This is a genomic window from Flavobacterium sp. GCM10023249, assembly GCF_042653365.1.
In the GTDB taxonomy this organism is placed as follows: domain Bacteria; phylum Bacteroidota; class Bacteroidia; order Flavobacteriales; family Flavobacteriaceae; genus Flavobacterium.
Map to the genome: position 1 here is coordinate 519,006 of NZ_JBHSHZ010000006.1, position 15,274 is coordinate 534,279.

13 protein-coding genes are annotated in these 15,274 nt (G+C 35.9%); 9 read left to right on the top strand and 4 right to left on the bottom strand.

Annotated elements, in window-relative coordinates:
* Position 1: 1 nt before the first annotated feature.
* Positions 2-700, bottom strand: a complete 699-nt coding sequence (locus ACFO7M_RS03885; protein WP_379717901.1) for a S24 family peptidase — start codon at positions 698-700, stop codon at positions 2-4.
* A gap of 256 nt (positions 701-956) precedes the next feature.
* Here ACFO7M_RS03885 and ACFO7M_RS03890 point away from each other — a divergent pair, with 256 nt between their 5' ends.
* Genes ACFO7M_RS03890 through ACFO7M_RS03905 form a run of 4 tightly spaced genes read left to right on the top strand, consistent with a single transcriptional unit; the run spans position 957 to position 8,853 of the window.
* Positions 957-5,624, top strand: coding sequence for a hypothetical protein (locus tag ACFO7M_RS03890; protein ID WP_379734122.1), 4,668 nt, complete (start codon positions 957-959; stop codon positions 5,622-5,624).
* A 17-nt stretch (positions 5,625-5,641) separates the two neighbouring features.
* On the top strand, positions 5,642-6,013 hold the full coding sequence (locus tag ACFO7M_RS03895; RefSeq protein WP_379717897.1) for a hypothetical protein: 372 nt from the start codon (positions 5,642-5,644) through the stop codon (positions 6,011-6,013).
* Positions 6,000-8,246: a hypothetical protein gene (locus tag ACFO7M_RS03900; protein WP_379734124.1), complete on the top strand. Its 2,247-nt coding sequence runs from the start codon at positions 6,000-6,002 to the stop codon at positions 8,244-8,246. Before ACFO7M_RS03895 ends, ACFO7M_RS03900 begins: the two co-directional genes overlap by 14 nt.
* Positions 8,247-8,298: 52 nt before the next feature.
* Positions 8,299-8,853: a hypothetical protein gene (locus ACFO7M_RS03905; RefSeq protein ID WP_379734126.1), complete on the top strand. Its 555-nt coding sequence runs from the start codon at positions 8,299-8,301 to the stop codon at positions 8,851-8,853.
* A gap of 114 nt (positions 8,854-8,967) precedes the next feature.
* Here the strand turns inward: ACFO7M_RS03905 and ACFO7M_RS03910 are convergent, their stop codons facing one another.
* Positions 8,968-9,264: a hypothetical protein gene (locus tag ACFO7M_RS03910; RefSeq protein ID WP_379734128.1), complete on the bottom strand. Its 297-nt coding sequence runs from the start codon at positions 9,262-9,264 to the stop codon at positions 8,968-8,970.
* 182 nt (positions 9,265-9,446) lie between these two features.
* Here ACFO7M_RS03910 and ACFO7M_RS03915 point away from each other — a divergent pair, with 182 nt between their 5' ends.
* From ACFO7M_RS03915 to ACFO7M_RS03930, 4 genes are all read left to right on the top strand, one after another.
* Positions 9,447-10,319: a hypothetical protein gene (locus ACFO7M_RS03915; protein WP_379734130.1), complete on the top strand. Its 873-nt coding sequence runs from the start codon at positions 9,447-9,449 to the stop codon at positions 10,317-10,319.
* A gap of 316 nt (positions 10,320-10,635) precedes the next feature.
* Entirely contained in the window at positions 10,636-11,049 is a 414-nt protein-coding gene (locus ACFO7M_RS03920; RefSeq protein ID WP_379717887.1) for a hypothetical protein, read from the top strand.
* 3 nt (positions 11,050-11,052) lie between these two features.
* Entirely contained in the window at positions 11,053-11,373 is a 321-nt protein-coding gene (locus ACFO7M_RS03925) for a hypothetical protein (RefSeq protein ID WP_379734132.1), read from the top strand.
* A 2-nt stretch (positions 11,374-11,375) separates the two neighbouring features.
* Complete coding sequence (locus ACFO7M_RS03930; protein WP_379734134.1) at positions 11,376-12,413, top strand: patatin-like phospholipase family protein; 1,038 nt, start codon at positions 11,376-11,378, stop codon at positions 12,411-12,413.
* A gap of 24 nt (positions 12,414-12,437) precedes the next feature.
* On the opposite strand, the gene ACFO7M_RS03935 is transcribed toward ACFO7M_RS03930, so the two are convergent.
* Positions 12,438-13,037 (bottom strand): hypothetical protein, encoded by a 600-nt coding sequence (locus ACFO7M_RS03935; protein WP_379734136.1) that lies wholly within the window; start codon positions 13,035-13,037, stop codon positions 12,438-12,440.
* Positions 13,038-13,132: 95 nt separating this feature from the next.
* On the opposite strand from ACFO7M_RS03935, the gene rnpA reads away from it, so the two are divergent.
* Positions 13,133-13,510: a ribonuclease P protein component gene (gene rnpA / locus ACFO7M_RS03940; RefSeq protein WP_379717877.1), complete on the top strand. Its 378-nt coding sequence runs from the start codon at positions 13,133-13,135 to the stop codon at positions 13,508-13,510.
* Positions 13,511-13,619: 109 nt separating this feature from the next.
* Here rnpA and pckA read toward each other — a convergent pair whose 3' ends face one another.
* Entirely contained in the window at positions 13,620-15,245 is a 1,626-nt protein-coding gene (gene pckA / locus ACFO7M_RS03945; protein ID WP_379734139.1) for a phosphoenolpyruvate carboxykinase (ATP), read from the bottom strand.
* Between the last annotated feature and the right edge of the window lie 29 nt (positions 15,246-15,274).

Here is a 15,274-nt window from a genome sequence, read left to right on the forward strand (position 1 = left end):
TTTAGTTCATCGAATTTATTCTTATACTTGCTTTCACCAAAGCCAAAGCTCTAATCTTAGACATATGGACATCTTTATCTTGATGATGCTTGTTCTGGCTTACCAATTTCACATATCCGTCCTGTTCTGATTTTTGAATGTATTTTACTGTAACATACTCTTCACCTCCCATATCGATACTCAACAAGTACATTTCGCCCCAGAAAATCTCATTCTGCACATCATTTACTTGTTTGTACAAAACAATATCGCCACTTTTCAACAACGGATACATACTGTCACCAGTCACATAAACCGCTCCATCGCATTTTGGCAAATGCGGAATCGAAATATGATCCAAAGGTTCTTGTGCTTTGGAATCTTTAAACAATGGTACTAAACCAGCAACAGCCTCAATATCATACAATGGAATTTGTTGACTTTCCATGTCGTGATCAGTCTTTAGTCGGTACGTATCCATACTTGCAGTGGAGGTCGGAGCAGTATCCGAAACCAACATCTCACCTTCACCAGTCAATAACCAAGTAGGATTCAAATCAGTATACTTTGTAAGAATATTTTCCAACATATTGGAACCAATACTCTTCCCTTCTTTTACCGCTTTAGAAATACTTCCCCTACCAGCATCTAAACTGTTTTCAAAGGCATAATAGCTAATTCCTTTCGCATCTAAATATTGCCCTAAACGTTCTGAAACCATGATAATCAAATTTATAAAGCCAAAAGTATGAATATTTTCTTTATATACAAGCTTTATTTCTAACAAAATCAAAACATTGTGAAATAATTCATCTTTTAAAAGAATATTTTCTTCTTTTCATTTGCATATTAGATTATATTCTTATATATTTGCATTGTAATTATTCCGAAAGACATTTTTACAAGAATATATTCTTCTATTGATGCAGATGCGCAACTCATCAATACCAAAAAATCATTTATACAAAAACATTTTTATGAGTACAAACAATTCACAAACATTATTCAGATTTACAAGCATTCGTAACCCACAGTTACCTGCATCTGACACACAAACCAATTTAGGCTTTATTTATAGACCATCCGGAATTTCTGGAATTTTCGATGACGCATTGGGCGATTGGAACGGAAAAAACGGTACAAAAATAGAATTCCTAGAAAAAGCCGCCAAAAATATTCAAGCAGCTCCACCTTCAATTCTTGAATTCAAACAATTGAAAACCGTTGAGGAAATCAAAGCTATCTATGCTAATTATTTAGCTATCGGAGAAAGTCTTGCTCAAAACAAAACCATCAATCTAGAGGATGCATTGTTAGTTGATAATGCAATAGAACTAAGCAGAATACCGGCTCAAGTAGATCCTATTGAAAACTTATGGAGCAATCTAGTGTTCCAGATGCTCACTCAGGCTGATTTTTACGTAAAAGAAGCTATCATTCAGACACTAAAAGGAATTCATTATGCAGATAATCATACAGAATCCAATGAGGAGATTCTAAAAAACGCAAAAGTGGTATTACCTGCACATTTATTTCTAGATGATGTAAATCCAATTGCTTCAGGTGAAACGCTAAACAACACTTTGCAAATTCTTCCTGAAAATTTGGAAAATTCTATCCCAGCATTAACGGAATACACAACTTTAGAAAAACCAACATCAAAGCAAGATAAAAAAATGATGGAGGTGGCTGCTGCTGAGTATACCAAAAAAAGATTAGAAGCACTAAAAAGTGAGATGGACAAACTTTCTAAAAACTATAAGGAAAGTTATGCGGCAGCTTATGAAACCGCACAAAGAGAACATCAAGCGGCCATCAAACCTATTCTAGATCTATATGAATCGAAACTCTTAGAATTAGAAGCCACTTTCACTGAAGATGTTAGTGAAGCAAAAAGGGACTTAGAGAGAAGTAGAATTGAGAAACCTGTTATTCCAGAATTCGTATTCAACTACCAACAGGAAATCGATCTTGCCGAATTACAAATACGATTATCTGAATCATCAAGAGAGTTATTCGAAACACTCTTCGTAGAAGGTCCTAGTATAAGACCTAGTGATGACATCATAACTGAAATGCGTTTTATCGACGAATTACCAACAGTAAGAACTGAATTTCAAACGTATAGTGCCATCGAAAACTATCTAGGCGAAAAAATTACAGATTCAGCGAACAGCATTTTCACCAATAGCACAATGGAGAAAGAGGAATTCATGAGTCTAGGAGGTGTAATCGTTCCAGTAGTAAACAGTGGAAGCGCTTTACCCAATTTTACTTGTAAATTAACTCCAAGAAGAACCCTTTTACTAGCTGACATAGATAGAGCCGATGGGTTAACACAAAATTTAGTTGATTCGCCAATTTCAACTACAGCAAAATATAACTTTAGCTTGTCTATAGAAATCGCTGATCCAAATTATCAAATTGCCAGCATTGAGTATGAAGCAAAAGAATTAATAACAACTCATACCGGAACCAGCTATACTGAAATGATAAGTGGAACTACACATAACCTGAATAATTTATTCGGTCAAGGTTTCACTTCTGCTGAGTTACGTGCTTTGAAGACGGTTTCCGCTGTTATCCGTTTTGAAAATGGTCAAGTAGCAAGGGTGGCTTTCAACCCAACAAGCTTAAGCTTTGTGGTAGGAACTACTTATCAAAACACTTTGGTATTCGACATCTTAGATACGGGAGGAAATTCAACCCCAATTTTAGTTCCACTTCAATATACTTTGTGTCCTGTAAATGTATCGCAAGGCACGCATAAATTGGAATTGACGTTAAACATGCCTGATCCAAATTGGGAAGTAACATCTATGACCTATACCCTATCTAAACCCAACAGTATAGCTATGATAGATGATTATTATGTGTTGACTAAATCTGGAAACCAATTACTCTTCAAAGATTTATTTGGAACAGGACTACCGGACACATCACTTATCAATGGAATTGTAAATTTCTCTATTGTATTTAATAACGGTAAAAAAATTACTTTTAAAACGGCTACGATCAATTTAAATGCTTGTATTAACGGAAATTTTATAGTGATTGACAACCCTGGTAGCGGATCTTCAGGTTCCGGAACAACTTCGGGCACAGGTAACACTGCAACTACACCAAAAAGCTTCATTCCTAAAGGATTTGGAATAAAGAGATTGGGTATTGCTGATTATCTTAAAGTAGAACAAAGTATCCAAGGGTATGTTGAAGGTGAAGTAGCACATATTGAAAATGTCATGGCTAGGGAACGCAGAGAAAAATCAACGCGTAAAACTACAAAAAGCGAAATTTCATCATTAGAATCTACAGATACCGAAAAAGAACAATTACGAGATACGGCTTCTACAGACAGATTTGAAATGCAATCTGAAATTGCTAAAGCGATACAACAAACGAAAGACATGAATATTTCGGCTCATGTTGACGGTTCGTATGGCCCAATTAGCTTTGGTGTTGCCGGAAGTTATGCTACACATTCTTCTAAAGAAGAAAACACCAAACAAGCGCTAACGCAAGCGAAAGAAGTAACACAAAAAGCGTCTGATAAAATCGTAACTAAAGTTCACAAAGAGCGAACAGAAAAAATGATCGACGAATTTGAAGAGAATAATCTTCATGAATTCGACAACAGAAAAGGAGACAAACACGTCGTGGGTGTTTATCGATGGGTAGATAAAGTATTCAAAAACCAAATTTACAATTTCGGGAAACGCATGATGTTTGAATTCATGATTCCAGAACCCGCTAAATTACACAAACTGGGCATGGAGGTTTCACAAAAAGACAGTAAATCGTTCTTGGTGAAACCAGTCGATCCACGTACTGAAGGATTATTCCGCTTGAACGATTATACAGATGTTTCTGATCCAAACAAATTAAAACATTGGCTGAAAGAGTACAATGTTAAAATTGAAGATATGTTGGAAAACAACATTACTGTTGGTGCTTCAATGAAAATGAAGTACGAAGGGAAATCCATCGGTAATTATGAAGGAAACTCAGATAAAATTGAAGTCGAAATCCCAAAAGGGTATAAAGTAAAAAAAGCAGTAGGAAACGTATTTGCTGCAAAAGATTATGATGCTGCAGTTTTCAGTGGTGTGAATGTAACTCTGGGAGCCAAAAGTTATATGATTGCTCCGAAAAGTCACTATGCGGTTACGCAAACCACACACGGTTGGTGGATATTCAGTCATACGCACTATAATGTAATTTATTATACGGATGGAAATGTGCAAATGACATTTGAAAATGTTGATTCAACCAATTATAACACTACGTTCCCTGTATCGTATACAATGTCGAATTTCTTCGATGGAAATTTAAATATTGAATTGTACTGTGAATTAACACCAGAAGGAAAAATCCAAGAACAACAACGTATTTTCAATTTAATCATTGAAGGATATGAAAAAGCATTGGCAAAATACGAACAAAAAGTAGCCGCTGAAGAAGCTAAAGGAGTTCGAATTTCAGGCGAAAATCCAGGGTTTTACCGCCAAATTGAAAACATGGTTTTACGAAAAAACTGTATTTCTTACTTGATTTCTCAAAATCAAAATGACGATTTGACCTTTGGAAAAGACCATTATTACAACCAAAACAATCAATTGGTGGAAAGTTTTACCGGAACCGATATTAAAGTAACCGACAAATTGGATCAATATGCTGAATTGGTAAAATTCATGGAACAAGCCTTTGAGTGGAACATCATGAGCTACTTCTTCTATCCTTATTATTGGGGTAACAGAAACAATTGGTCCAAAATGTATCTAAATGACAACAATGATCCAATTTTCCGTTCCTTTTTACAAAGTGGAATGGCTAGAGTAATTGTAACCGTAAAACCTGGATTCGAAAATGCAGTACAACTGTACTTAGCTACGGGTAAATTATGGAATGGTGGTGAAGTGCCGGTAATTGGAGATCCAATGTACTTATCTATTGTTGATGAATTACGTGAACCGGAAGGCCAAAAACAAGGAAAAGCGTGGCCAACGAGAATCCCAACTACGTTGACTATTTTACAAGCGGAAAGTATCGGATTAAAGGTCGAAAAAGCATTGCCTTTCAATGAAGATTTATCTGATTTTGAGAACCCGGCAGCAGTACCTCAAGGTAGTAATTTCATTCTGAATGACGCTCAAATCGGTCAAAGCGAGGAAATGACCGGAAAGAAAATACAGTTTGCTTTCAAAGGATGGGATAGTTACCAAACCATAGAAGAATTCGACGCTGATGTGTCCTTCCCTATAGTTTATGAATGTATGGGTGAAACGATTGAAGTAGATCGCGATGCAGCCTGGTTATCAAGTAGCTCTTCTCAGGTAATTTATCAGGAATTGGCAGAACAGCTTTCCGGTATAGATGGTGTAAAGGCAGATGCCTTGCCGGAAAACCAAAACGGTATTTTATTCACTGTTGATACCGATAAAATCAAAACTTTTCAATTCCGAAAACCTGGAGGTAATGATGCTTTCGATTTCTTAAAGATTGTGACCGATGGCAAAAGCTATGTGAAATTAATCTCACCGAACGATACACAGTACATTAACGTGAGATTGACAGACAAATTCGGACAACATTTAGTGGCAAACGAAATCAACAAACCTTTGAACTTCAACCGTTTTGCAGTTTAATTCTAACAAAAATCCCTATGAGTACAATAAAAAGGGAGTTTATATGGCAGCACGATCAAGTGCTGCCGTATATTCTTCATGACTTAAAAGAAGAAATAGAAAAAATCACTCCAATAGAAAAAATTTACCTTTTTGGAAGCCGCGCCAGAAAACCATTCGAAGAATGGAATACACTGGAAGGCAAAGACTGGGACATCATCATACAAACAAAATACAAAATCATCAATACTGCAGTTTGGACTTCCGCAAGAAACTACCACATTGATTTGTTTGTGCTCAATGAAAATGATACAAACCGTCTTTTGAAAAGTTCCAAATGTTGCAAAGAACTTTATCCTAAATACGAATTGGAGGTAACCTTAAACACCGAGAAACATGGCAACAATTGATAGAATCGACTTATATACACTCAATTCCAATTCCCCATTAAATCATATCATCTATCCGGTTGTCAAAAAATTTGACGCCAACAAACACCGAATTCTTTTGCGAGTGGAAAATATAATTTATGATGTTTTGGATAATAATTCATCCAAAAAAATATACCTCCCAATGGATTCCAAAAAAGGATTCCAAAACGCCATGAGTTTTAGTAAGCCGGAATTGAAAACTGTCACCATTTATGCACAGTTGTACGATTATCAGAAGGATGTCATTTTAGACACCAAAAAACAGGATTTTACTGAAGCGTCCTTCTTCAAAATATACAATAAGACTGGAGTAATCACATCCACCTTAGCCAACACTTTCAGCACCTACTGGAATAAAACACGCAGAGTCGAAAAAGTGGAAGGTCCTTTCACAACAGCTGAATGCACCACTTTGGCCACCGATATCAAAACGGATGTCAAATACTATTTTGCCGCAACTCCCAAACAGTATTTAAATCCAACGGAATTAGTATTGATGAAATGGCAATACCGCTATGATGATGGGGAATTCACAGATTTCAATTATGCTATTGAAACCCAAAACGGCCTTAAAAATGTAATGAGTTGTACCTTTCACAAAAATCCCTCAAAAATTCAGGTATACGCGTTCTTTAAGAAACCGAGTAATGATGTGTCAATCGCATTAAACGTAAGTAATTCACAAAATACAGAAACTCAAAACCAGAACACAGGCAATGAGGCGTCTGAAAATCAAGAAACTCAAAATTCAGGACAAGCCATTAAAATCACAGAAGAACTTCTTGATCTATTCATGTCTAAAACAGGACACGGGAGTATTAACAAAAAGAGTCCTTACAATAGACGAATACCGTCTTATATTGAATATCTAAACTTATATATGCAAAAGTTTGGTTTGAATGAAAATAATTTAAGAAAAGCACATTTCTTGGGTCAGATAGCAAAAGAAACCAAATTCTGGAGTTATAAAGAAGATTTCATTTACAAAAAAAGCGCTTTACCAAAAACTTTCAAAAATTTCAATTCTACAGAAGGCCTACAAAAAGCAAATCTTTTAGGTTATGAAACCAATAAAAATGCTGTAACAAAGTCAATGCAAATTCAAGTAGCTAACTACGCCTATGCTACAGGCGCAAAAGCTGGCGAATTGGGTAACACAACCTGTCCTGAGAACAAACTCTCCGACCCGCTTCAAGACGGTTATAATTATAGGGGAAGGGGGTTATTACAGGTAACAGGAAAAAGCCATTATAAGCTTTTTCAAAAATGGTATGACAAACAACGAGAAGAGTTACAATTAGAAGAAGTTGACTTTGTTGGAAATCCCGACAAAATATTGGAACCAAAATTTATTGTACTATCAGCAATATATTTCTGGGATTCAAACAAATTGAATGAACTGGCAGATAAGGGAATAGAAAAAAGTCATATATTAGCCATATCGAATATAATCAACGGGAATGAAGACAATACCAAAAAGGTAATCCGAAGAGACTATGTTCTAGCCGCCTATGATGTATTAAAAGCCACAGCAACAGAAACATCAAGGAGCCAAGTAACTTCAGGTACATGGCATGAACCTGTAGATAATCCAATCTGTACCCTTCATACACAGAATGGTTATGGAGGAAAAGGGACTGAAGGTGAATATTGGGGCTTATTTGGCAATACTAGAAACGGTGGCCCTCATCAAGGGCTGGATTTATTTGCGAAGCCGGGCAGTAATATTTATGCATGTGTTAAAAGTGAAGTTCATGAAATAGCACGATATAATGGTTATGGAAATACCATAACATTAAAAGTTCTAGACAAAGAAGCATTTCTTGCACATAGAAGAGATTATGTTGTAGACTATAGTGCAAAAGGTGAAATTGTTCAAGGTGAAGGTTTTGATAAAACAAATGATATTTACCTTTTTTACGGGCATTTAAGCAATGTTTTAGTTGAAAAAAAAGACCCTAATGGAAATCCAACGGTAGTAGATTCTGGAAAAGTGATTGCAGAAAGTGGTGTGTCTGGTATTAAAAATAATGGAACTTGTGCCCCTCACTTACATTTCGAAATATTTACAAGTCCAACAGCAATAGGTAAAGGACTAAAATACAGATGTAATCCCGGATTTTATGTGCATTTCAAAAAAGCAAACGAACAAAATAATGATGACATTGACAAACAAAAGAAAACAGCTCAAGCTGGAAGAATTAAAGAATAGGTTAATAACTGTTTTATTGTTATTCGTTAACCTTTGTTTTTCACAAAGCAAGATGAATCAGACAGAATTTAAACAAATTGTATCCAAATATGAAAGCGATTACTCAAATGAATCTATAAAAAGTCTAAATATCAAGTCAAATGATAAAACTTTTTTAATCAGATACATCGGGGAAGAGGCATACATTGCTTTAATTAAAAATGGAAAAAAACTAATGGATTGGCAGAGAATCGTGATAAATTTCACTTACGACTCGAGTTATGAATTTGCTGAGAAAAAAATAAAAATTTTCTACAATCAAGAACAAAGTGTCGGCTATATTGTAACACCTTCCTTCACAGAAGGATTACCGCGATTCAACCTCTATCACTTGTCATTAAAAGGAATGGAAGATCTTGGTGAATATTATATCCCTGAAACGAAAGAAATGTTCGGGATAGGATCTTTTGAGGGTTATAATCTAAATATTTTGAACACAGGCTCAACTATACAACTGGTTTACATTAAAAATAAATCCGTGATACCACTTGAAAAAGATACGGCTCCAGTGAGTGTAAACGAAAAAAAAATACCTTTAAAACAATTAACGGATTCAGAGAAAATTTAACTTCGAGGATGCCCCCGATAGCGCGGATTTGCACTCGAGCGTAGCGACAGCCGAAGGAATCCGTGCTCATTAAAACAAAAAAACCTTGCAACTAACAATTGCAAGGTTTTTTTATCATGAAATCTGTTTCAATATCTCCCGTTCCGAATGCCGTACCAAAAGCTTGAATTTCTCATACCATTCCTTCCAGGCCTGCGCACTCATTTCCCGCGCTAAATCAGTCTCAAAAGCCGCCAATGACGCATAAGGCGATTCCAGTATAAATCGGTACCCTTCTCCCGTAAAATCCGTCAAAATCCTACCACCAGTAGGCAATACAATCAATCCCACTTTGGTAGCTTCATCTACTAAGGCTTTGGCCTCTTTGAAACGGCCAAACTGCAAATAAAAAATTTCCCGGACTATAAACATGGTGCTAAAAATTAAGTGAACAAAAAAAGAATGGCAACCAAACGGCGCGAAATGTATCCGTAAATTTACGGATAAAACACTTTAAATCAATGACTTAATTTAAATCAAGAAAAATAAAGTATTGCATCACGCAACCTTTTTCATTTTTATTTACTTAATCGTATAACCTTTAAACTATAAAAATGAAAAAAATCCTGACTTGTTTCATCACACTTATAATCGCTTCCTGTTCTTCCGAAGATTCCGGAAATCAAGAAAGTGAATTAATTTCCATATCCAGAAATTATTATTCTGGAAGAAGCCAACAGCCCTACTATTTCCATAAATTGAACTTTTGCAACAATAAACTAATGAACATTCAGGAAAAAAACGGTGACCACACTGATTTTGAATACAATGACCAAAACCTGGTTTCAAAATACCAGTCGTTCAACGCTAATCCCGATTTACAGGAAACCAGAACATACCAATATGATGAGCGGGGAAGAATAACAGCCATAGACCGGAAAACACAATATCAAAACCAACATTACACCACCAATTTTGAATTCATCTATGAGCCAAACCGAATAATGATATTCCGGGACGGTGAAGCGGTAAATGAACTGGGGCTAGACAAAAACTACAACATCATAACTAATAAATTACTATCAATAAACTTAAACTATCACACCGTTTTTTCATACACTAACGGTAACTTGATGCATTTTGAACCGAATACCGAAGTTTCTCCAAACCTGATTCCTTCAACATGTACCTATTCTTATACCAAACACAAAAACAATTTCAACTATCAAAAATACCTCTTCGGAAAGGAATGGAAAAAAAACGTTTGCCTTGATTATTTCACCGGAACCAATAACATTACACAACTCCTTGACACCACTTCTGATAATGCAATAGCTGAATCCCTTTTGACAATTGGACAAACTTGGCACAAAAATAAATACTCCTATTATTTTAAAAAAAACGGGGAAATACTGAAAGAAATAACCGAAACAACCTTAAGTTTTGGCCCGATTGTACGAACCGAACTGACCTACGAATACAAATAAATAAAATAATGTCTGTACAGCCAATTATAAAACGCTATTGGTCTGTATTGACGACTTGTTCATAAAACTTAGTTTTCAATAAGTTTAAAAGCTGCCTGAGGGTGGCTTTTTTTGTAATACCACTTACAACTTTGGCAACAAACAGTGAAAAGTAAATAGTAACTATTGCAAACCCTCTCAAACATAAAGAATCAATATAAATAAGATTATTTTCTTAATATATAATTGTAAATAAGATTATTTTCAATTATATTTGTATTGTAAATGCGAAGAACTGGTAAGAAAACCCAATATACTCTAAGAAAAAAATCACGTTATGAAAACATTATTTAAAATTACTGCCGTCTTTTTGATCCTTACCTCCTGCCAAATCACAAAAATAGCAGCATACGACAGTTACTCGCACCAAAAGACAGTGGCGTTAAAAGTCAGGACCTATCAACTAATTTCGAAATCACAGGAAAACTATGCAATCCATCAAACCGAAGCCACAGCTTTATTACTGGAACTGCAACAACAGTATGCCTACGAAAAAAGTAAACCCAACAATGCTATTACGGTTGCCATGTGGTCTAGAGTCATAGGAAGCGAAAAAACATTGCTGTCACAATTATTCGCGCTCTGGCATCAAAAAGAAAAACTCCATCCTGATTTTTCCAAAGAAGCCGCAAAACAAATCAACGAAACTTTCGATCAAATCATCACCCTTGAAACTCAAAAAATAAAATAAGCCATGCACACTCATCCATTTATCGCCGAAATTAAAACAAATATTTTACTGTCATTTGACGAAAATCATCTAACTTTTCCTCCAAAAATTGAAAGGGAAATCAACCGCTATTTGGAACAGTCGGAAGATAAACTCAACAAATGGCAGGCGTTGTACCAAGAAGGTCTATTGTCTTTGGAAGAAATCGAATGGTTAATCATCAGCCAAAAGGAATTGATCAACCTCGAAGCCTTGAAAGAAGCAGGATTGAGCCAAATTAAAATCAATGCGATACAAAACAGTATCCTTAAAATTATTTTAAAATCGATTATTATTAGAATATAAACATGACTAAAAAAATCAGAATATTAAGTTTGGATGGCGGTGGTATCCGGGGAATTATCACCTGCGTCATCCTAAAATACATCGAGGAACAACTCCAGCGAATCGACAATCCCAATGCTAAAATTGGCGATTATTTCGATTTGGTGGCAGGTTCCAGCACGGGCGGACTCATCACTGCTCTTATACTCTTCCCGGACAATAATAAAAAAGCGAAATACTCCATCACCGAAGCGCTTGAATTGTATGCTAAAAAAGGGGATTCTATCTTCAATGTTTCGTTCTGGGAACGATTAATCAATCCTTTTGGTTTATTCAATGAAAAAATTTCCCAAAAGAACCTCGAAAAACAACTCGATGAGGTATTTGGTCAATTGGAGCTTAAAGACCTTATAAAACCCTGTTTAATTACGTCATACGACATTAGTTCGCGCAAAGCCAAGTTCTTCTGTAGCCATGAAGCAAACGCACCTTTGGAAAATTTCTACATCAAGGATGTTTGTCGAGCAACCAGCGCCGCGCCAACCTACTTTGAACCTGCCAAAATCAAATCGCTTTACGGCCAAGAATACACTTTCGTTGATGGCGGTGTCTACGCCAACAATCCTGCAATGTGTGCTTATGCTGAAGCTAGAAAAATTCCGTTTTCGAAAAAAATACAGGAAAGTGACAAACCCGACTACCCGAGTATCAAAGACATGATCATAGTTTCCATTGGAACCGGACAGGTATTAAAACCTTACTCTTTTAAAGAATTTGAAAATGCCGGAAAAATCAAATGGGTGTCTCCGTTAATTGATATCTTACTAACCGCCAATGCCGAAACCGTAGACTATTACCTCACCAAAATGGCACAGACTTTAGGGCCAAGAAACCGTAAAAACTATTACCGTATCATGCCAGATCTAAAAAATGCTTCTTCGGAAATGGATGATACTTCCAAAAAGAATATTTACGAACTCATTCAGGCTGGCTTGTTTTATATCGATAACAACAGAGAACAACTCAATGAAATCGCAAAGAAACTGGTTAAAAACAAATAAGAGGCTCAATTGAGCCTCTTATTTTTAAAGTAATTTAATACCTCTGATCGTATAAAATACGCGGTACGTATTTGTTTTGTTATCGAAGAAAGTCTCTTCAGCAAAAGAAATTTCAACTTTATCGCCTTTGGCCACTTTGTTTTTCAATAGTAAAGAATCTCCTTCAAACTGTGTCAACCAAATGAAATCTCTAGACATATTGCTTTCATCTTTCAATTTGATGGTTTTAAATTCATTCGCAACTACGTCTTCAATTACTCCTGAAGCAGTAAAAGTAGAAGCTCCTCCATCTTCAAAAAGAGGCTTTCCTTCATCATCTTTCATGTTTTTAAAAACTTGAGGACATGTTAATGCCATCTCGATACCCACACCTTCAGCAATTTTTTCAATGGATTCCATTTTTTTGTTAGGGTTGATTCCCATGATTTTTTGCTCTTTCTCATCCAAAGTACCTACCGCTTCGAAAATACAAAGCCCTAATTCCATATCACCGATATTAGGTCCTTTCTTAATGGAACAATCACACGTTTTCTCTGCTAATTTTTTATAGATAGCGTCTTTCTTTTGAGCTGAAACAGTTAAAGAAAATAAAGCCACCACTACTCCAAGTACAACTTTTCTCATAAATATATTTTTAATGTTACGAAAATAGAAATTTAAATTCGGCAATTCCTTTTTTCCATAAAAAAATTTTCAAATGAATAGTTACCTTTGCGGTAATGAAAAACACTTACCCCAAACACGAAAAGCTGAAAAGCAAAAACACGATCGACTTACTTTTCTCGGAAGGAAAGTCGGTATCAAAATATCCTTTGCGTTTGGTGTATGCAGCAACTCCACTAGAAGACGGTGCCAAAATTAAGATGGGCGTATCCGTATCTAAAAAACATTTCAAAAAGGCAGTAGATCGAAATTATTACAAACGTGTCTTACGTGAAACGTATCGCTTGAATAAACAAATCATTATAGAGAATTTGGACCAATCGTATGCCGTCATGTTTTTTTATCAAACCAAAGACCGATTGACCTACCAGGAAATCAATGAAAAAACAATCCTCTTATTCGAAAAATTTATTGCGGAAATCAAAAAGGAATAACGTTGAGGTTCGCAATCGATTCCTTTATCCTAAAACTAAAGAACTAGTATAAAAACAAAAAAGAGTTGCCTTATGAGCAACTCTTTTTCTAACAATAATAATAACCGTATTATAATTGCGGTCCAGCTTTAACTAAGCTTTGACCTTCTTCATTGTCAGTATATTGAACGAAGTTCTTAATAAATCTTCCAGCAAGATCTTCTGCTTTTGCATTCCATTCAGCAGCATCTGCATAGGTATTTCTCGGGTCTAGAATGTTAGTGTCTACGTTCGGTAATGCAGTCGGTACATTAAAATTGAATACCGGTACAATAGCTGATTCTGCATTTTCAATAGAACCATCCAAAATCGCATCGATAATCGCACGGGTATCTTTAATGGAAATACGTTTTCCAGTACCGTTCCAACCTGTATTTACCATATAGGCTTTTGCATTGTGCTCTTCCATTTTCTTCACTAACTCTTCACCATATTTGGTAGGGTGTAATGATAAAAACGCCTTACCGAAACATGCTGAGAAAGTAGGCTCTGGTTGCGTTACACCTCTTTCTGTTCCAGCTAATTTAGCTGTAAATCCAGACAAGAAATAGTATTTGGTTTGCTCTGGTGTCAATTTAGAAACCGGAGGCATAACTCCAAAAGCATCTGCCGTTAAGAAGATTACTTTCGTTGCATGTCCCGCTTTCGATACCGGAGTCACAATATTATTAATGTGATGAATTGGGTAAGAAACACGAGTGTTTTGAGTAACCGAACCGTCTTTGAAATCAATTTTACCATTCGCATCAACCGTTACGTTTTCTAGCAACGCATCTTTTTTAATGGCTCCGTAAATATCAGGCTCGTTTTCTTTACTTAAATCAATTGTTTTCGCATAACAACCACCTTCAAAGTTGAAGACACCATCATTGTCCCATCCGTGCTCATCGTCACCAATCAATTCACGTTTAGGATCTGTTGATAAAGTCGTTTTTCCTGTACCAGATAATCCGAAGAATACTGCTACATCACCATCTTTACCTTTATTTGCCGAACAGTGCATTGAAGCCATTCCTTGTAATGGCAAGTAATAGTTCATCATTGAGAACAATCCTTTTTTCATCTCACCACCGTACCAAGTACCACCAATCAATTGGATTTTTTCAGTAAGATTGAACGCAATATATACTTCCGAATTCAATCCGTGATTTTTAAAATCTGCAAACCCTTTTTTCGAAGCATTCATTACCACGAAATCAGGCTCACCATATGATGCTAATTCAGCTTCTGTCGGACGGATGAACATGTTTTTAACGAAATGCGCCTGCCAAGCTACTTCAACAATAAAACGCACTTTCAAGCGGGTGTTTTCGTTAGCACCACAAAAAGTATCTACAACAAATAATCTCTTTTCAGACAATTGCGATACTGTGTTTTCTTTTAATGCATTCCACGTATCCGTAGAAATGGGTTTGTTATCGTTTACTGCTTTTTCAGAAGTCCACCAAATCGTGTTTTCTGTAACGGCATCTTTAACAATGTATTTGTCTTTTGGGGAACGACCAGTAAATTCTCCAGTCATTACATTTACAGCACCAAGCTCGGTTAACTGTCCTCTTTCAAATCCTTCTAAGTTAGGATTTAGTTCTTCCTGATATAATAGCTCGTATGAAGGATTATATACAATTTCTTTAACGCCTTTGATTCCGTACTTTTCCAACGAAATCGTTTTCGTAGTTGGGGTGTATGTTTCCATAAATTACTAGTTGTGTTGCACTATAATAT

Bases quoted from the DNA above. Each gene is read 5' to 3' on its own strand.
- ACFO7M_RS03885 (WP_379717901.1), bottom strand. From the start codon at position 700: ATGGTTTCAGAACGTTTAGGGCAATATTTAGATGCGAAAGGAATTAGC.
- ACFO7M_RS03890 (WP_379734122.1), top strand. From the start codon at position 957: ATGAGTACAAACAATTCACAAACATTATTCAGATTTACAAGCATTCGT.
- ACFO7M_RS03895 (WP_379717897.1), top strand. From the start codon at position 5,642: ATGAGTACAATAAAAAGGGAGTTTATATGGCAGCACGATCAAGTGCTG.
- ACFO7M_RS03900 (WP_379734124.1), top strand. From the start codon at position 6,000: ATGGCAACAATTGATAGAATCGACTTATATACACTCAATTCCAATTCC.
- ACFO7M_RS03905 (WP_379734126.1), top strand. From the start codon at position 8,299: ATGAATCAGACAGAATTTAAACAAATTGTATCCAAATATGAAAGCGAT.
- ACFO7M_RS03910 (WP_379734128.1), bottom strand. From the start codon at position 9,264: ATGTTTATAGTCCGGGAAATTTTTTATTTGCAGTTTGGCCGTTTCAAA.
- ACFO7M_RS03915 (WP_379734130.1), top strand. From the start codon at position 9,447: ATGAAAAAAATCCTGACTTGTTTCATCACACTTATAATCGCTTCCTGT.
- ACFO7M_RS03920 (WP_379717887.1), top strand. From the start codon at position 10,636: ATGAAAACATTATTTAAAATTACTGCCGTCTTTTTGATCCTTACCTCC.
- ACFO7M_RS03925 (WP_379734132.1), top strand. From the start codon at position 11,053: ATGCACACTCATCCATTTATCGCCGAAATTAAAACAAATATTTTACTG.
- ACFO7M_RS03930 (WP_379734134.1), top strand. From the start codon at position 11,376: ATGACTAAAAAAATCAGAATATTAAGTTTGGATGGCGGTGGTATCCGG.
- ACFO7M_RS03935 (WP_379734136.1), bottom strand. From the start codon at position 13,037: ATGAGAAAAGTTGTACTTGGAGTAGTGGTGGCTTTATTTTCTTTAACT.
- rnpA (WP_379717877.1), top strand. From the start codon at position 13,133: ATGAAAAACACTTACCCCAAACACGAAAAGCTGAAAAGCAAAAACACG.
- pckA (WP_379734139.1), bottom strand. From the start codon at position 15,245: ATGGAAACATACACCCCAACTACGAAAACGATTTCGTTGGAAAAGTAC.